The sequence below is a fragment of the Mesorhizobium sp. LEGMi-168a genome (assembly GCF_058312955.1).
The window spans coordinates 365,271-380,450 of record NZ_JBZEGV010000001.1 but is presented as its reverse complement, the minus strand read 5'-3'; the positions used below and the strand labels follow the sequence as shown (position 1 = coordinate 380,450).

The following is a 15,180-nucleotide window of genomic DNA, read 5'->3' as shown; positions in this document are numbered from 1 at the left end:
TCAAGCCCGCTCGATCTTCAGCCAGCGGGCGCAGGCGAGATAGGCGATGGTGACGACAGCCATCAGGATGATGGACAGCGCGGAAGCCAACGGGAAATCGCCGCGGCGTCCAATCTGCATCATCACCAGCTGCGGCATGACCAGCTCATTGTTGCCGCCGAGGATCTGCGGCGTGATGTAGTCGCCGATGCAGAGCACGAAGGTCAGGAAGGCGCCGACCATGATGCCGGGCAAGGTCAGCGGCAGCACGACATGCAGGAAGGTGCGCACCGGTCCGGCGCCGAGATCGGCGGCGGCCTTGCGGTAGCTCGGGCTGAGCTGCTTGAGGTTGGCGAAGATGGTCAGCGTCAACAGCATGACGAAGAAGTGCACGAAGCCGGTGACGGTGGCGAAACGCGTGTTGGCAAGCTGCAGCGGCTCGGCAATCAGGCCGATGCCGGTCAGCGCCCGGTTGATGACGCCGTTCTGCGCCAGCACCAGCAGCCAGGAGTAGGAGCGCACGACATAGGATGTCCAGAACGGCAGCACGGCCAGCATCAGCGCCAGCCGCTGCCAGCGCTCCGGCACTTGCTCGGCGAGGATCCAGGCGAAGGGATAGGCAAGCAGGATCGAAATCATGGTGACGATCGCCGTCACCTCCAGCGAGTTCACCATCGCCCGCCAGTAGGACGGATCGGTGAAGAACTGGGTGTAGTTGGCTAAAGTGAGTGCGCCGCCCTCATGCGCCGTGAGGCTTGAAAGCCCCATGGCGACAAAGGGCAGCACGAAGAAGAACAACGTCCATGCCAGCGCCGGCGTGACCAGCGCCCAGGGCAGGGCACGCGAGTTTCCCGTAGCGCTCATCGGCCGATTTTACTGCGCCTGCAGCATTTCGGTCCACATATCCTGCATCTTCTTGTCGAGATCGGCGTTCGGTGCCGGATAGGCCTGGGCGCGAGCGAGGAAGCCGGGCTGCTCGTCGAAGCGCAGGATTTTCTTCTGCTCGTCGGTCAACGCCGCCTTGCTGTTCGCAGGCATGCCCCAGTAGCAGGAGGAGGTGGCAAGGCGGGCCTGGCCTTCCGGGCTCATGATGTACTGGATGAACTTCAGCGCCATATCCTTGTTCTTGGAATCCTTGAACATGGCGAGCGACTGCGACCAGAGCACTGCGCCTTCTTTCGGGATCGAGAAGTCGAGCGCCGGGTTTTCCTTGGCAAGGCCGGCCGTCACCCATTCGCCGCCGCCGACCAGTATATCGACCTCGCCGGTCGCCAAAGCGGTCTGGCTGGCGGTGACTTCGCCGACCAGCTTGGCGTTGGCCTTCATCTTGAGGAGTTCCGCCTTGAGCGCGGGCAGATCGGCCTCGGTGAGGTCGGCGGTCTTCTTGCCGATGGCCAAAGCCGCCATGCCGATGACCGGCAGATAGTAGTCGTAGATGGCGACCTTACCCTTGTATTTGTCGTTGGTGAGCGAGGCCAGCGACTGCATGTCGGCCGGATCGACCTTGGTCTTGTTGAAGCCGATGGTGTTGTAGCCGAACTTTTCGGTGATGCCGTAGCGCTTGCCGTCGACGACGGTGGACTTGTCCATCTTCACTTCCGGGAAGAGGTCGGCGAAGGGCAGCTTGTCCTCCGGCAGCGGCTCGAACAGGCCTTTCTCGACGCCGCGCGGCACGTCGATGGAATCGATCACCATCACGTCCCAGTCGCCGGGTTGCGATTGCTCGACGATTGCCAAGCCGGCGCCGGTGCCCTCGAATTCCTTGACGTTGACCTTGACGTTGTTGGCTTCCTCGAAGGGCTGCAGCAGCGCCGGATCGGCATGGTCGCACCAGATCAGCGCGTTGAGATCGGCAGCCTGAGCGCTGCCCGCTGCGAGGAGCAGTGCGGTCGCCGCACAGGCCGCGGCGAGACGGGACTTCAGGGTGGAAAGCGGATTCCGGGCGTTGATGGTCATCGAGTGTTCTCCCTGCCTTGCTGGCTTGTTGGAGAAAACTTGAACCAATTCTAAAATTGAGTCAATTATGATTTTCTGGCAAAGAGGCCGATATGAGCGGATTGCGCGAAAGACAGAAGGCGGACCGGCACCGCCGCATCATCGATGCGGCGACCTCGCTGTTCCGCGAGGCCGGCTACGAAGGCGCCAAGATCGAGGCGATCGCCGCGCAGGCGGAGGTCTCGATCGGCACCATCTACAATTACTACCAGAACAAGGGCGACATCCTCGGCGCCATCATCTCCCTGGAAGTCAACGAGGTGCTGAATGCCGGGCGAGGGGTGGTCGCCAGCCCGCCGGCCAATGTCGGCGATGCGCTGGACACGCTGATCGGCATCTATATCGAGCACTCGCTGAACTATCTGAGCAAGGAGATGTGGCGGCAGGCGATGGCGATCTCGACGCAGCTGCCCGACAGCCCCTTCGGCCAGGCCTACACCGCGCTCGATCGCGCGCTGACCGAGCAAATAAGCGCGCTGATCGCCCGGCTGCAGCAGATCGGCCTTGTGCGCGCCGACATCGACGGCCCGGCGGTGGGCGAGCTGATCTTCAACAACATGAACATGATGTTCATCGAGTTCGTGAAGCGCGACGAGGCGAAGATACCGGAATTGCGCGCGGCGATCAGGCGGCAGAACCGGATATTGGTGACGGCGATCGGGGCGTGAGAAGATCAACGGCGCGGTGAGCACGACTTTCAGCAAATCGCTGCAGCCTGAGCATCCCTTAACGGTTGATCAGCCATAGGATCGCCGAGAGCACGGCACTGATCAGTATTCCGGTGGTGATGGGAACGTAGAGCCTGAAATTCTCACGTTCGATCACGATATCACCAGGCAGTCTGCCGAGGCCGATGCGGCTCACCCAGGGCCACAGCAGGCCTGCGGCGACTATCATGAGACCAATGACGATCAGTGTTCGCGACATGGGAGCACCTGCCGGACAGCTTCTAGCCCGAAATATAGTGACGACGGGGTCTTGCCCCCAGGGCCAGGGTCGAAGCCTGCTTCCGGCTTTTCGGTTATCTGGGCCACTCTCGCCACCTTGGCCGCGAAGGCACTTTTCCCCAAAACACGGCTGCTCAGGCGGCCGAACCTTTGGCATTTGTCGGGAACAAGGGCTGGCGATGCTGGTTAACTGGATATGCCAACCAAGGTCAAAGAGATCCAACCGAAGCCTGGCCCGAAAAAGCCTCCTGTCCGTCGTCCCGACAAGGAAGCATCGCCAGAGCCTGGACACGTCGATCCGCCCCCACGAGACTGTCGAGAGGCACCGGCACCAAATCCCAACGGCGACAGGAAATCCTAAACGGCGATATGATGCCCAATGCCAGTTGTCGTTTTCTTTGCCATTGACTTACTTGGAAGAAGATGGATCGGCGCTGGCAGCCGCCGCCATATGCCCCGAGTAAGCTACGTATCCCAAGATTACGGCTCCTGCCATTTTGGTTGCCTCGAAAAAGCAATCCAAGATTTCAAAGTATGCTTCATCGGGACGATCTGGTTCCGTCGCGCTGATCGTCAGGTGCATGGTCGCCGTCGCGTCGTCGGCCTGCGTCATCGATGCGAACATGTGCCGCTCTGAAAGATGCACGAAGCCGGAAGTTTCCTTGTAAACGTTCGTGACCCACGGGAAGTCAGCCGACAATTCCTCAATTAGCCGACTGTCTCTCAAAAAGTGGCCTCCACGATCCTTTTGTTTGTCGAATCTACCGCCCGCCATAACGGATTGGCATAGCGCATCCATGCTTTCCACCAGCTTCAGCGCATTGACCCTAGCAGCCGAGTCGATTTGCATTCGCAACAGACAAGCGCAAGATGTGAAGTTTCGGTCAGCCATTAATGTCCTGAACCCAGACGCCAGTGCGAGCACTCGTTTCACAGCGCCAAGCACAAAGAGATCTGCCAAGAAAATGTGCCGACCCGGTTTAATCAGCCCGGATGCTTTCCGAAGTATTTCTTGTTCAAGTTTTTCAATCTTGTCGACACGATCTTGAAACGACATTTTGCGACGCCTAAGGCTACCTTTTTCGACCGCCGCAAGCCAGCTACGACGGCTTCGGGCCTTGAGCAGGCTACCATTTGGAGTCGCGTATGTCCGCAGACAGTGCGAGGAAGGCGCTAAAGGCCCTTCTCAAGCAACCACCAACTAACGACGAACTTAAAGTCCTGACCCGTGAATTGGAGCAGGATGGGCCAAGAGGCGCGGCTACCATAGGTGCTGCGGCGGTAGAAAACGTTCTGAAGGACGCCATTGTCTCGCGACTTAGAAAGGGCTTGGGTAAGAACGAAATTGAGGAATTGTTTGGCATTATGAAGCCGCTTGGCTCCTTTTCCGCAAGGATTCGGATCGGTTTCGCTATCGGCATCTATGGAGAAAAGACGCGGGACGATCTCGACCTCCTAAGGGAGATACGGAATGCTTTCGCTCACAGCAGGGTGCCAATCGACTTCAAGACGCCGGCTATCGTTGCCCTATGCGACAACTTCAACTGCGCTCCGGACCGGTATTTCGCATTGCCTAGTGCCCGCAAAAAATTCGAGTCCGCTGTCCAACATCTATTCATTCATCTCTGGCAAATCGCAGGGGGAACCGCGTCCGATCGAATCTCGCATGACCTCGATTGATCTCATAGCGATGGCGCGATCCACGAAGTGAAATTGACGAATAGCGATTCACTGGTGCCCCCGGCAGGGATCGAACCCGCGACCTTCGGTTTACAAAACCGCTGCTCTACCAGCTGAGCTACAAGGGCACGGCGCTCCGGTAGCACATTTCCTGCGCCAGTAAAGACAAAACTCCGTTTTGGGTTGCTAATGGACCGCGTGGCTTAGCCGGCATGCTGAAAAGCGGCGCAGAGCTTCCTACATCTTCGCCAGGTGCAATCGCATCGAACGGGGTGCCGCATGATCAGATTCGTCATCATCCTGCCGATCATCGTCGTGACCTGGCTTCTTCTGGTGAAAGCCGTCAGCGATTTGAAGAAAGCCAACATCGACTGGACCGGCGTCGCCACCATCGCCGGCTTCATCGCGCTTGCCTTCTGGCTGCGCCACATCACCGGCATGGGCTAAGCGGAGTTAGTACAGGGCGGTCTTGGTCGCCCTTTTGTTGTGCCTTGGCTGCCGCCCCGCGTTTCGATCGTAGTGCCGATAGAAGGGGCGGCCCTCGAAAAGGGCCGTTTCAGGCCTCTCGAAAAAATCTGAAAAAATCTTCGAACCTTTTCTCCGGTCGCCGCGACAGACGATCAAGAGGCGGATGGATCGCCTCGGTCAACGAACCAAGGAGATCATCATGTTCAAGCGCACACTCGTTTCCGGCCTTATCGCCACCACCGTCGCCGCCGGCGCGCTCGCCGGAACGGTCCAGCCGTCTGCAGCCTCTGACCACCATCATCGCCGCGAGCTTGGCATCGGCATCGCCGCCGGCGTCGGCGGCTTCGTCCTCGGCAGCCTTCTGTCCCAGCAGCAGCCGCAGCCGGTCTATGTCGACGAATACGGCGGCGGTTCCTGGCATGTCCGCCGCTGCCTCGCCCGCTACGCCAGCTATGATCCGGGCTCGGACACCTATATCGGCTACGACGGCTATCCGCACTACTGCCGCCTCTGAGAGGAGACCAACGACGGGAAGAGGGGCTGCAGGCAGCCCCTTTTTCGTGTTGAAACAGAGTGCTTAGAGCTAAGTCTTCGGGCCAGGGTCAAGGATCGGCAATCCGGCCGTGCGGCAGACTTCGCCGACAGACCTGCCATTCGGCGATCCATCGCCCATCGCGACGAGCTCGAAGCTGCTTCCGGCATCCGGGTAGATCTTGGCGACGAAAGGTTCCTCGCTGCCATAGGCGCCTGAAGCGTTCCTGGCGTTGACAGTACCGCAGACCACGATCTCCTGGCGGCCGTTCAGCGTCCGCTCGCCGGCCTGCATCTCCCCGAATTTCGCGGAGGCAGGGTCGTGCAAGCGCTGGCGGACGCCGGTGGTGATGATCTCTTCCAGGGCGAGCGAGATCGGCATGGGATCGACGCGCCGGCCGCCGGCATCGGGCTGAGGTGCCGCCGCCACGCATCCGCAAAGTGAAGCGGCAGATAAAAGCTGAACCGTTTTCCGCATCCATGCCCTTTGGCACGCATTCGAACGCCGCGGCAAGACGGTCAAGTTCAGGCGCTCGGCCTGGCTGTGATCAGCCCTTGGCAGAGCCGCCAGTGGTGTACAGCGATTTTGCGAGCGTCTAATCTGGCCTTGACGCCATCGAGGGGAGGGTGGCTTGGACGAGCGGGATCCGAAGGAGGACCTGATCGAGCCGGTTTTTCGCAACGGCACGGTCGCCACCGTTTGCATCCTGCTGGCCTTCTCGCTGGGCTTCATCACCCATTGGGCGGCGAACCCGATCCCCTGACAGACCTATCATCTGCTCGCCGTGGTGCCGATCCTTGTCGGCATCGCCCTGCAAATGCGGGCGCTGGCCATGCTGCTCGACACGAAGTCGCTACAGCGGCCGATCTATGCGCGCGCCAACCGGATATTCATCACCGGCCCGGTCTGCACCGCCTGCGGCGTCGGACTGGCGATCCTGCTCGATTTCTTCGACATAGCGGCAAAGAGCGCGCTGCCGGGCGCTTCGTAGTCAGTCGGCCTTCGCGCCGCCGATCATCTTTGTCACTTCCGCCGCGGCCTCGCGCACCAGCGGTCCGATCTCGGCCAGGCGCTCGGGCGTCACCCGGACGGTCGGGCCGGAAACGGAAACGCCGCCGATCGGCTCGCCGAACTCGTTGAAAATGGCAGCGGCCACGCAGCGCATGCCGGGATGGCGTTCCTCGTCGTCGACCGACCAGCCGCGATGCTTGATAACAGCGAGATCGTGGGCCAGCGCCGAGATGTCGGAGAGCGTCTTGTCGGTAAAACGCTGCAAGCCAGCCTTGCGCAGGATGGCCGCCACCCGCTCCGGCTCGAGATGCGCCAGCACCGCCTTGCCGATGCCCGAAGCATGAAAGGAGCTGCGCGTGCCCGGCCGGAAGAAGGCGCGGATCGCCTGGTGCGTCTCGACCTGGCTGACGAAGACGACGCAGTCGTCCTCGGCGACGCCGAGATTTGCGGTCTCGCCGGTCTTCTCCATCAATTCCTGCATGACGATGCGGGCGCGGTCGACCAGTTTTCTGCGGCGCAGGAAGGCCGCTCCCATGCGGTAGGTCTCGACGCCGATCGACCAAAGCTGGTCGGTCGTATCGAACTCGACCATGCCGTGGTTCTCAAGCGTCGTCAGCATGCGATAGGCGGTGGAAGCGGCAATCCCGCTGCGCGCCGCGATCTCGCTCAACGACAGGCCGCTGGCCTCGGCGACGATCGCCAGGATGCGCAGCGCCCGGTCGAGCGACTGCACCGAGGCTGCCTCCGACGGACCGTTGAAGGCGCGCGGCCGCCCGCGCTGGCGCTTTTCCGTGGTTTCCATGCGCGTATTCTGGCCGATTTGCCGCCAAGCGCAATGAAAAAGTTTTTCACTGGCTCTCCATGGCGATTTTCTGGAAAACGAAAAGTGAAGCGGAATCAGTGGATAAGAGTGGTTTTCTAGAAATGAAAAAATATTCTGAAAAAATTGAAAAATCGAAGGCGCGCTGGCATTCTCAAGCCAACCAACGAAGTGGAGACTGGACATGGCCAGGATGCGCGCTGTCGACGCTGCGGTTCTCGTTCTCGAGAAGGAAGGCATCACCAATGCCTTCGGCGTGCCGGGCGCGGCGATCAACCCGCTCTATTCGGCGCTGAAGGCGAGGGGCACCATTCGCCACGTCCTCGCCCGTCATGTCGAGGGCGCCTCGCACATGGCCGAGGGCTACACGCGGGCCAAGGCCGGCAATATCGGCCTCTGCATCGGCACCTCCGGTCCGGCCGGCACCGACATGATCACTGGGCTCTATTCGGCCTCGGCCGATTCCATCCCGATCCTCTGCATCACCGGGCAGGCCCCCCGCGCGCGCCTCAACAAGGAGGATTTCCAGGCCGTCGACATCGCCGCGATCGCAGCACCGGTCACCAAATGGGCGGTCACCGTCATGGAGCCATACCTGGTGCCGATGGCGCTGCAGAAGGCTTTCCACCTGATGCGCTCCTCGCGGCCGGGCCCGGTGCTGATCGACCTGCCGGTCGACGTGCAATTGGCCGAGATCGAGTTCGACATCGACGCCTATGAGCCGCTCGCCCCGTTCAAGCCGGCGATGACGCGCGCCCAGGCCGAGAAGGCGCTTTCGATGCTGAACGAAGCGGAAAAGCCGCTGATCGTCGCCGGCGGCGGCATCATCAACGCCGATGCTTCCGATCTGTTGATCGAGTTCGCCGAGGTCACCGGCGTGCCGGTCATCCCGACGCTGATGGGCTGGGGCACGATTCCCGACGACCATCGGCTGATGGCCGGCATGTGCGGCCTGCAGACTTCGCACCGCTACGGCAACGCGACGATGCTGGCTTCCGATTTCGTCTTCGGCATCGGCAACCGCTGGGCCAACCGCCACACCGGCTCGGTCGACGTCTACACCAAGGGCAAGAAGTTCATCCATGTCGACATCGAGCCGACGCAAATAGGCCGCGTCTTCGCGCCGGATCTCGGCATCGTCTCGGATGCGGGTGCCGCGTTGAAGATCCTGCTCGACGTCGCCACCGAATGGCGGACAACCGGCAAGCTGCGCGACTGGTCGGGCTGGGCGAAGGAGTGCCAGCAGCGCAAGAAGACGATGAAGCGCAAGACGCATTTCGAGCAGGTGCCGCTGAAGCCGCAGCGCGTCTATGAGGAGATGAACAAGGCTTTCGCCCGCGACACCACCTATGTCACCACGATCGGCCTGTCGCAGATCGCCGGCGCGCAGTTCCTGCATGTCTACAAGCCGCGCAACTGGATCAATTGCGGCCAGGCCGGCCCGCTCGGCTGGACGCTGCCGGCCGCGCTTGGCGTGCGCGCCGCCGATCCGGATCGGAATATCGTCGCGCTCTCCGGCGACTACGACTTCCAGTTTATGATCGAGGAACTGGCGGTCGGCGCGCAGCACAAGCTGCCCTATATCCACGTCGTCGTGAACAACGCCTATCTCGGCCTGATCCGCCAGGCGCAGCGCGGCTTCTCGATGGACTACGAGGTCAGCCTCGCCTTCGAGAACGTCAACCGCGCTGACGATCCCGAGGCCGGCTATGGTGTCGACCACGTCGCGGTCGCCGAGGCGATGGGCTGCAAGGCGGTCAGGGTGAGGAAGCCCGAGGAGTTCGCCGGCGCCTTCAAGGAGGCGCAGCGGCTGATGAAGGAGCACCAGGTTCCGGTGGTTCTCGAATTCATTCTCGAGCGCGTCACCAATATTTCGATGGGTACCGAAATCGACAAGATCACCGAATTCGAGGAACTTGCCGAGAGCCATGAAGACGCGCCGACGGCTATCGTGATGTTGGATTGAGTTCGACGAGAAGGAGAAGAAGAATGCCGCGTTTTTCAGCCAATCTTTCGATGCTCTTTGGCGAGCATGAGTTCCTCGACCGCTTCGATGCCGCCGCCCGCGCCGGCTTCAAGGGCATCGAATATATCGGCCCCTACGACCACGCGCCGGATGTCGTCGCGGCGCGGCTGAAGAAGAACGGCCTCAGCCAGGTTCTCTTCAATCTGCCGGCCGGTGACTGGGGCAAGGGCGAGCGCGGCATTGCCGTGCTGCCCGACCGTGTGCCGGAATTCCGGCAAGGCGTCGCCAAGGCGATCAGTTATGCGCATGCGCTGGGCTGCGAGCAGATCAACTGCCTCGCCGGCATCGCGCCGCAGGGCGCCGACCGCACCGTGCTGGAGAACGTCTTTGCCGAGAACCTCGCCTTCGCGGCCGAGAAGTTGGAGCAGGCCGGCATCAGGCTGTTGATAGAGCCGATCAACACCCGCGACATTCCGGGCTTCTTCCTGAACTACACCGACCAGGCGCTGGCGCTGATCGACCGTATCGGCTCGAAGAACCTGTTCCTGCAATACGACATCTATCACATGCAGATCATGGAGGGGGATCTCGCCCGTACCATCGAGGCGAACCTCGGCCGCATCGCGCATATCCAGCTTGCGGACAATCCCGGCCGTCACGAGCCGGGGACGGGCGAGATCAATTATCCCTTCCTCTACGAGCATATCGACCGCCTCGGCTATTCCGGCTGGATCGGCGCCGAATACAAGCCGAAAGCCGGCACGGAGGCCGGGCTTGGCTGGTTCCGCCAATTTGCCGGGCAGGGCAGCGCGGCGGCTTAAAGAGCCAACTTCGAAGCCGCCAATCTCCCCCCTTGTGGGGGAGATGTCCGGCAGGACAGAGGGGGGCGCGAAGGAACGCGGCCTCAACAAATTGCGACGGAGAACAACAATGGAAACCATCGGCTTCATCGGGCTGGGCATCATGGGCGCGCCGATGGCGGGGCATCTGCTCGATGCCGGCTATCAGGTCGTCGCCAGCGATCATCGCTCGAAACCGCCGGCCGATCTCGTCGCCAAGGGACTGAAGACCGTCTCCGGCAACGATGCCGTGGCCAAGGCCGCCGACATCATCATCACCATGGTCCCCGATACGCCGCAGGTAGCGGATGTGCTGTTCGGCGAGAACAGCGTCGCCTCGGGCCTGTCCAAGGGCAAGCTCGTCATCGACATGAGCTCGATCTCGCCGATCGCCACCAAGGAATTCGCCAAAAAAATCAACGATCTCGGCTGCGACTATCTCGACGCGCCGGTGTCGGGCGGCGAGGTCGGCGCCAAGGCGGCCTCGCTCACCATCATGGTCGGCGGCGAGGAAAAGGCGTTCGAGCGGGCGAAGCCCGTGTTCGAGAAGATGGGCAAAAACATCACGCTGGTCGGCCCGAACGGCGTCGGCCAGACCACCAAGGTCGCGAACCAAATCGTCGTCGCGCTGACCATCGAAGCCGTCGGTGAAGCGCTCGTTTTCGCGTCAAAGGCCGGCGCCGATCCGGCGAAGGTCAGGCAGGCGCTGATGGGCGGGCTCGCCGCCTCGCGCATTCTCGAAGTGCATGGCGAACGTATGATCAAGCGCACCTTCGCGCCCGGCTTCCGCATCGAGCTGCACCAGAAGGACCTCAACCTGGCGCTGGAGGGCGCAAAGGCGCTCGGCGTGTCGCTGCCCAACACCTCGACCACGCAACAATTGTTCAACTCCTGCGCCGCCAATGGCGGCGCCAAGGAAGATCACTCGGCGCTGGTCAGGGCTCTGGAGCGGATGGCGGGGCACGAAGTGGCGTAGAAGCGAATAGCGAATAGGGAGTAGCGAATAGGGTTGCCAGCCACCAAGCCGTCGTGATCCAACCTATTCGCTATTCGCTATTCGCTATTCGCTATTCGCTATTCGCTATTCGCCAGGAATTTTCTGGCCGCATAGAGGCTCACCGCCGCTGCGTTGGAGACGTTGAGCGAGCGTATCGCGCCGGGCATGTCGAGGCGGGCCAGCGCCGTCACGGTTTCGCGAGTTTTTTGGCGCAGCCCCTTGCCTTCTGCGCCCAGCACCAACGCAACTTTGTCTCCGGCGAAGGTCTTTTCGAGCTCCGCCGGTCCATCTGAATCGAGCCCGATCGTCTGGAAGCCGGCCTCGTGCAACTGGCCGATCGCGTCGGCGAGGTTCTTCACCTCGATCTGGTCGATATGCTCGAGCGCGCCGGATGCCGATTTCGCCAGCACGCCGGATTCCTGCGGGCTGTGACGTGCCGTGGTGATCAGCGCGCCGGCGCCGAAGGCAACCGCCGAGCGCAGGATGGCGCCGACATTGTGCGGATCGGTGACCTGATCGAGCACAAGAACGAGCCTGGTATCGCCGAGCGCGTCGAGGCGCTTCGGCTTCAGCGGTTCCGCCTCGATCAGCACGCCCTGGTGGACCGCTTCCGATCCAGTGATCCTGTCGATGTCCTTCGGCTCGACCAGCTCGGTCTTGAAGGGCAGGGCGGCGAGATCGCCGACCGCAAGCCGCTCGGCGGCGTTGCGCGTCACCAGCATTTTCTTGATCTTGCGCCGCGGATTGTCGAGCGCCGCCCGCACCGTGTGCAGGCCATAAAGCCGCACCAACCCCTCGGTCGGCGCTTCGCCCGGCGGCACCGGCTGGCGCGGCCGGAACGCCGGCGCGCCGCCCGCCTTCTGGTCGCGATGCGCGCGCCTAAGCTTGGCGTAGTGGGTGTCCTTCGGGGTGCCCGGTTTGTTGCTTTTGTTGTCGCTCATGCCGGCCTCTATAGCCGTCCCGTCCGGCTAAGGATATGGGCCGCGGCAATGAATGCCGAACATCCTCGAAAAACCCTGGCCGCGCCGGTTGACACCCACCGGCCTTGCCGCCATAAGGCGCATCGCTGATTTCGGAGAAGATCCTTACTCGGGCTCCGGATCCGCATGAATGCCTCGTTGCATGGCTCCGGCGGCAGACTGGAGAGGTGCCCGAGTGGTTAAAGGGGACGGACTGTAAATCCGTTGGCTTAGCCTACGTTGGTTCGAATCCAACCCTCTCCACCACTGCCGGCCCGGAAGCCCTGAAACGAAAAAGTCTCGGACCGAAAGTGCATAGCGCTTTTCGGGTGAATCCGGTACTTCAGTGTAAGGCGCGGGTATAGCTCAGTGGTAGAGCAGCAGCCTTCCAAGCTGAATATGCGGGTTCGATTCCCGCTACCCGCTCCAAATTTCCTTCCGCAAAAGTTTTGAAGCGCCGCGCCGGCAAAGCACGCGCAGCGCCCCAATTGCTCGAAACCTGCCGGCTAGCTATTAAAGGCCGAAGCGACCTGATGGTTCTGCGGGATCTGGCCGTTCGGCGTCAGCTTGTCGACGATGCCAGGCAGCGCCACGGACAATTGCTGCAGCAGTTCCTGCTCGTTAAGGCCGGTCCGCTGCGCGATCTCGCGGATGACCTGCGGGCCGATCGCAGCGCCAAGGTCGTTGGCGTTGATCGGCTGGTTCTGGCCGGTGCCGACCCAGGAATCGGCCACATTGCCATGCCCGGCATTCTTGAGCTTGTCGAGCAGCCCACCCAATCCGCCGAGCAGGCCGCCGTCGGCGGAGGTTCCGGCGGGAGTCGGTGCCGGGGCTTGAGGTTCGGCCGGCTGTTCCTCGCTCCTGCCGCTCAGCATTTTGCCGACCAGCAGCGCACCGAGAGCGATCATCAAGGGTTTGGTGATGTTGCCGCCGGGAACGGCGTTGTCAAAAAGGCCCATCGTGGATCTCCTATCAACCAAGTCCGCCCGGCGCCACAATGGCGTAACCGGGGGGAATTTCAAGCTGTCTTGAGCTTTTGACAATCATATGAAAATGATTGGCACGGCGGGGATTGGAGGGAAAAAATGGGCATCATCAGCTGGATCATTCTCGGAGTCGTCGCCGGTTTCATCGGCAGCAAGATCGTCAACAAGACGGGTCAGGGCATGATAATGGATATCGTGCTCGGCATCGTCGGCGCCATCGTCGGCGGGGCGATCTTCAGCGCCTTCGGCGCGTCGGGCGTCACCGGCCTCAACATCTGGAGCCTGATCGTCGCCGTCGTCGGCTCGGTCGTCGTGCTCTGGGCCTATTACCAGTTCTCCGGCAAGCGCACGCTGTAGCAGCAGAACGAACGCCGCGGGGCGCCAGGCCGAGGCCGACCGTCCGGGTCGGCCACGGGCGGCGCGTTGCGTGGTCGGCGGACCTGCCGCACCTGCCAACAGTCTCGCTGCCGTCCTTCGATCGGCCCTCGGTCAAACGGCCGGGTCGGGCACGAATTCGCGGACCTCTTGAGCACAGCGGCAGGCCACGGCGACTTTGGCAGCCCACTCCAGCGCCTCTTCGCGTGAGGGCACATCGACGACACAGAAGCCGCCAATGTACGCCTTGCTTTCCGGGCCGTCGGTGATCGTCCCATCGGTGGCCACCACGCTCACGCCCTCGTGGTTCGTCAGCCCGCCGCCGAACACCCACACGCCGGCGTCCTTGGCCTCCCGCATCACCGCGTGCGCCGCCTCGGCAACATCGGGCAGCTCCTCCATAGGGAAGGTCATCGCGCCGTCATCGAACGAAATCAGATACCGCGTCATCTCGGGCTCCTCACGGGAGGAGAGTGACACGAGAGCCCTAGCAAGGCCAGATCGGCGTCGATCCGGACGATGAGGTCCACGGCCATCTGAGGGCCAATTGGGTCGAAACCTCAGGCGACCACCGCCAGACGCCGCCGTCTTTCGTCGAGCGACACGATCGCCAGGCCGCTGCCGATGACCAGCAGGATGCCGCAGACGGCGAGCGCATTCGGGAATTGGCCGAACACCAGCAAGCCGGAAATCACCGCCCAGACGGTGAAGCAATAGTAGAAGGGCGCCACCGCGCTCGTCGGTCCGACGCGATAGGCCATGAAGATGAAGAAATGGCCGAAGATCAGGAACAGGCCGGCGCCGGCTATGAGCAGCAGGTGGCGGCCCTCCGGCACCACCCACTGCTCGGAAGCGAGATGCGCGATCCCTGAGCCGACCAGCACGACCAGGACGGCGGAGATGGCGACGATCATGCCGGGCACCTCGGCGCCCACTTTGCGTCCGGCGAGGTCGCGCGCCGCGGCCATGGCCGCGTTGCCGAGCGCCAGCAAGGCATAGACGGAAATGCCCTGCATGGTCGGCTGCGCCACCATGAGGGCGCCGACGAAGCCGAGGCCGATCAGTGCCATGCGCGCCGCGCCGATCTTCTCGCCGAACAGGAGCGAGGACCCCACCAGCACGATAAGCGGCGTGATCTGCCCGAGCGCCGTCGAATCGGCGATCTGCATGTTGGCCAAAGCAACGACGTAGCAAAGGATCGCTGCCAGCTCGCAAAGGTTGCGGCGCAGCACCTTGCGCTCGAATAGCAACGGGATCTGCCGGCCGTAGCCCAGCATGAAAAGCAGCGGCATGCCCCACAGCGTTGCGGCTGCGCCGCGCAGCAGAAGCACCTCATAGGGCGGCAGCCCGGCGGTCGCGAGCTTCATCATCGTGTCGTTGACGAGGTAAGACCCCGTCGAGACGATCATGAACAGCGGACCGCGGATGTTTGCCGGAATGAACTGCATTCGCCGAAGAAATCAGAGGCGCCTCGCGGCGGCAATGGGCCAGTTCCGGTCGATCTTGCTGCTATCCGCAGGAAGCTGTTGATGAGGACGCTCAGGCGTTGAGCCGCGCCCATTTGAATTCGGCTGCGCCAATCCTATATCCGCGCCATATCCCTGAAATCGGATCATAGGTTCGGGT

At 62.1% G+C, this 15,180-nt stretch carries 20 protein-coding genes and 3 tRNA genes; 12 read left to right on the top strand and 11 right to left on the bottom strand.

The window, feature by feature from the left end; translation table 11 throughout:
• Both AC4FWB_RS01985 and AC4FWB_RS01980 read right to left on the bottom strand, forming a co-directional pair.
• Window positions 1-843, bottom strand: a complete 843-nt coding sequence (locus AC4FWB_RS01985) for an ABC transporter permease (protein ID WP_491024086.1) — start codon at window positions 841-843, stop codon at window positions 1-3.
• Between the two features lie 9 nt (window positions 844-852).
• Window positions 853-1,935 (bottom strand): polyamine ABC transporter substrate-binding protein, encoded by a 1,083-nt coding sequence (locus AC4FWB_RS01980; protein WP_491024085.1) that lies wholly within the window; start codon window positions 1,933-1,935, stop codon window positions 853-855.
• Window positions 1,936-2,027: 92 nt separating this feature from the next.
• Here AC4FWB_RS01980 and AC4FWB_RS01975 point away from each other — a divergent pair, with 92 nt between their 5' ends.
• Window positions 2,028-2,642, top strand: a complete 615-nt coding sequence (locus AC4FWB_RS01975) for a TetR/AcrR family transcriptional regulator (RefSeq protein ID WP_491024084.1) — start codon at window positions 2,028-2,030, stop codon at window positions 2,640-2,642.
• Between the two features lie 58 nt (window positions 2,643-2,700).
• On the opposite strand, the gene AC4FWB_RS01970 is transcribed toward AC4FWB_RS01975, so the two are convergent.
• Entirely contained in the window at window positions 2,701-2,901 is a 201-nt protein-coding gene (locus AC4FWB_RS01970; protein WP_491024083.1) for a DUF2905 domain-containing protein, read from the bottom strand.
• A 429-nt stretch (window positions 2,902-3,330) separates the two neighbouring features.
• A complete protein-coding gene (locus AC4FWB_RS01965; protein ID WP_491024082.1) occupies window positions 3,331-3,978 on the bottom strand; it encodes a hypothetical protein in 648 nt (215 codons plus the stop codon).
• A gap of 89 nt (window positions 3,979-4,067) precedes the next feature.
• On the opposite strand from AC4FWB_RS01965, the gene AC4FWB_RS01960 reads away from it, so the two are divergent.
• Window positions 4,068-4,601 carry a hypothetical protein gene (locus AC4FWB_RS01960; protein WP_491024081.1) on the top strand — a complete coding sequence of 178 codons (534 nt, stop codon included), beginning with the start codon at window positions 4,068-4,070 and terminating at the stop codon, window positions 4,599-4,601.
• Between the two features lie 52 nt (window positions 4,602-4,653).
• Here the strand turns inward: AC4FWB_RS01960 and AC4FWB_RS01955 are convergent.
• Window positions 4,654-4,729, bottom strand: a tRNA-Thr gene (locus tag AC4FWB_RS01955).
• Window positions 4,730-4,880: 151 nt separating this feature from the next.
• Here AC4FWB_RS01955 and AC4FWB_RS01950 point away from each other — a divergent pair.
• Entirely contained in the window at window positions 4,881-5,048 is a 168-nt protein-coding gene (locus AC4FWB_RS01950; RefSeq protein WP_491024080.1) for a hypothetical protein, read from the top strand.
• A gap of 220 nt (window positions 5,049-5,268) precedes the next feature.
• Window positions 5,269-5,583, top strand: a complete 315-nt coding sequence (locus tag AC4FWB_RS01945) for a BA14K family protein (protein WP_491024079.1) — start codon at window positions 5,269-5,271, stop codon at window positions 5,581-5,583.
• A 69-nt stretch (window positions 5,584-5,652) separates the two neighbouring features.
• Here AC4FWB_RS01945 and AC4FWB_RS01940 read toward each other — a convergent pair whose 3' ends face one another.
• Window positions 5,653-6,030 carry a hypothetical protein gene (locus tag AC4FWB_RS01940; protein ID WP_491024078.1) on the bottom strand — a complete coding sequence of 126 codons (378 nt, stop codon included), beginning with the start codon at window positions 6,028-6,030 and terminating at the stop codon, window positions 5,653-5,655.
• 202 nt (window positions 6,031-6,232) lie between these two features.
• Here AC4FWB_RS01940 and AC4FWB_RS01935 point away from each other — a divergent pair, with 202 nt between their 5' ends.
• Complete coding sequence (locus AC4FWB_RS01935) at window positions 6,233-6,364, top strand: hypothetical protein (protein WP_491024077.1); 132 nt, start codon at window positions 6,233-6,235, stop codon at window positions 6,362-6,364.
• A gap of 21 nt (window positions 6,365-6,385) precedes the next feature.
• Window positions 6,386-6,592 (top strand): hypothetical protein, encoded by a 207-nt coding sequence (locus AC4FWB_RS01930; protein WP_491024076.1) that lies wholly within the window; start codon window positions 6,386-6,388, stop codon window positions 6,590-6,592.
• On the opposite strand, the gene bhcR is transcribed toward AC4FWB_RS01930, so the two are convergent.
• Window positions 6,593-7,414 (bottom strand): HTH-type transcriptional regulator BhcR, encoded by an 822-nt coding sequence (gene bhcR / locus AC4FWB_RS01925; RefSeq protein ID WP_491024075.1) that lies wholly within the window; start codon window positions 7,412-7,414, stop codon window positions 6,593-6,595. It lies immediately after the preceding gene.
• 202 nt (window positions 7,415-7,616) lie between these two features.
• Between bhcR and gcl the strand changes: the two genes are divergently transcribed.
• The 3 genes from gcl (at window position 7,617) to AC4FWB_RS01910 (ending at window position 11,213) form a co-directional block, all read left to right on the top strand.
• Window positions 7,617-9,398 (top strand): glyoxylate carboligase, encoded by a 1,782-nt coding sequence (gene gcl, locus AC4FWB_RS01920; protein WP_491024074.1) that lies wholly within the window; start codon window positions 7,617-7,619, stop codon window positions 9,396-9,398.
• 23 nt (window positions 9,399-9,421) lie between these two features.
• The gene (otnI, locus tag AC4FWB_RS01915; RefSeq protein WP_491024073.1) at window positions 9,422-10,219 is read left to right on the top strand and encodes a 2-oxo-tetronate isomerase; all 798 of its coding nucleotides are present in this window, start codon (window positions 9,422-9,424) and stop codon (window positions 10,217-10,219) included.
• 109 nt (window positions 10,220-10,328) lie between these two features.
• Window positions 10,329-11,213: a 2-hydroxy-3-oxopropionate reductase gene (locus tag AC4FWB_RS01910; protein WP_491024072.1), complete on the top strand. Its 885-nt coding sequence runs from the start codon at window positions 10,329-10,331 to the stop codon at window positions 11,211-11,213.
• A gap of 98 nt (window positions 11,214-11,311) precedes the next feature.
• Here the strand turns inward: AC4FWB_RS01910 and AC4FWB_RS01905 are convergent, their stop codons facing one another.
• Entirely contained in the window at window positions 11,312-12,175 is an 864-nt protein-coding gene (locus AC4FWB_RS01905) for a TrmH family RNA methyltransferase (RefSeq protein WP_491024071.1), read from the bottom strand.
• A gap of 200 nt (window positions 12,176-12,375) precedes the next feature.
• Between AC4FWB_RS01905 and AC4FWB_RS01900 the strand changes: the two genes are divergently transcribed.
• Window positions 12,376-12,460, top strand: a tRNA-Tyr gene (locus AC4FWB_RS01900).
• A gap of 88 nt (window positions 12,461-12,548) precedes the next feature.
• Window positions 12,549-12,622, top strand: a tRNA-Gly gene (locus tag AC4FWB_RS01895).
• A gap of 77 nt (window positions 12,623-12,699) precedes the next feature.
• Here the strand turns inward: AC4FWB_RS01895 and AC4FWB_RS01890 are convergent.
• Window positions 12,700-13,152: a YidB family protein gene (locus AC4FWB_RS01890; RefSeq protein WP_491024070.1), complete on the bottom strand. Its 453-nt coding sequence runs from the start codon at window positions 13,150-13,152 to the stop codon at window positions 12,700-12,702.
• 126 nt (window positions 13,153-13,278) lie between these two features.
• On the opposite strand from AC4FWB_RS01890, the gene AC4FWB_RS01885 reads away from it, so the two are divergent.
• The gene (locus AC4FWB_RS01885) at window positions 13,279-13,536 is read left to right on the top strand and encodes a GlsB/YeaQ/YmgE family stress response membrane protein (protein ID WP_491024069.1); all 258 of its coding nucleotides are present in this window, start codon (window positions 13,279-13,281) and stop codon (window positions 13,534-13,536) included.
• Window positions 13,537-13,668: 132 nt separating this feature from the next.
• On the opposite strand, the gene AC4FWB_RS01880 is transcribed toward AC4FWB_RS01885, so the two are convergent.
• The gene (locus AC4FWB_RS01880) at window positions 13,669-14,004 is read right to left on the bottom strand and encodes a YciI family protein (protein WP_491024068.1); all 336 of its coding nucleotides are present in this window, start codon (window positions 14,002-14,004) and stop codon (window positions 13,669-13,671) included.
• 110 nt (window positions 14,005-14,114) lie between these two features.
• Entirely contained in the window at window positions 14,115-15,002 is an 888-nt protein-coding gene (locus AC4FWB_RS01875) for a DMT family transporter (protein WP_491024067.1), read from the bottom strand.
• Window positions 15,003-15,180: the final 178 nt, after the last annotated feature.

Coding starts and splice junctions, on each gene's coding strand:
- AC4FWB_RS01970 (WP_491024083.1), bottom strand. CDS start 2,901: ATGTCGCGAACACTGATCGTCATTGGTCTCATGATAGTCGCCGCAGGC.
- AC4FWB_RS01875 (WP_491024067.1), bottom strand. CDS start 15,002: ATGCAGTTCATTCCGGCAAACATCCGCGGTCCGCTGTTCATGATCGTC.
- AC4FWB_RS01890 (WP_491024070.1), bottom strand. CDS start 13,152: ATGGGCCTTTTTGACAACGCCGTTCCCGGCGGCAACATCACCAAACCC.
- AC4FWB_RS01960 (WP_491024081.1), top strand. CDS start 4,068: ATGTCCGCAGACAGTGCGAGGAAGGCGCTAAAGGCCCTTCTCAAGCAA.
- AC4FWB_RS01965 (WP_491024082.1), bottom strand. CDS start 3,978: ATGTCGTTTCAAGATCGTGTCGACAAGATTGAAAAACTTGAACAAGAA.
- gcl (WP_491024074.1), top strand. CDS start 7,617: ATGGCCAGGATGCGCGCTGTCGACGCTGCGGTTCTCGTTCTCGAGAAG.
- bhcR (WP_491024075.1), bottom strand. CDS start 7,414: ATGGAAACCACGGAAAAGCGCCAGCGCGGGCGGCCGCGCGCCTTCAAC.
- AC4FWB_RS01985 (WP_491024086.1), bottom strand. CDS start 843: ATGAGCGCTACGGGAAACTCGCGTGCCCTGCCCTGGGCGCTGGTCACG.
- AC4FWB_RS01945 (WP_491024079.1), top strand. CDS start 5,269: ATGTTCAAGCGCACACTCGTTTCCGGCCTTATCGCCACCACCGTCGCC.
- otnI (WP_491024073.1), top strand. CDS start 9,422: ATGCCGCGTTTTTCAGCCAATCTTTCGATGCTCTTTGGCGAGCATGAG.
- AC4FWB_RS01950 (WP_491024080.1), top strand. CDS start 4,881: ATGATCAGATTCGTCATCATCCTGCCGATCATCGTCGTGACCTGGCTT.
- AC4FWB_RS01975 (WP_491024084.1), top strand. CDS start 2,028: ATGAGCGGATTGCGCGAAAGACAGAAGGCGGACCGGCACCGCCGCATC.
- AC4FWB_RS01910 (WP_491024072.1), top strand. CDS start 10,329: ATGGAAACCATCGGCTTCATCGGGCTGGGCATCATGGGCGCGCCGATG.
- AC4FWB_RS01980 (WP_491024085.1), bottom strand. CDS start 1,935: ATGACCATCAACGCCCGGAATCCGCTTTCCACCCTGAAGTCCCGTCTC.
- AC4FWB_RS01885 (WP_491024069.1), top strand. CDS start 13,279: ATGGGCATCATCAGCTGGATCATTCTCGGAGTCGTCGCCGGTTTCATC.
- AC4FWB_RS01905 (WP_491024071.1), bottom strand. CDS start 12,175: ATGAGCGACAACAAAAGCAACAAACCGGGCACCCCGAAGGACACCCAC.
- AC4FWB_RS01880 (WP_491024068.1), bottom strand. CDS start 14,004: ATGACGCGGTATCTGATTTCGTTCGATGACGGCGCGATGACCTTCCCT.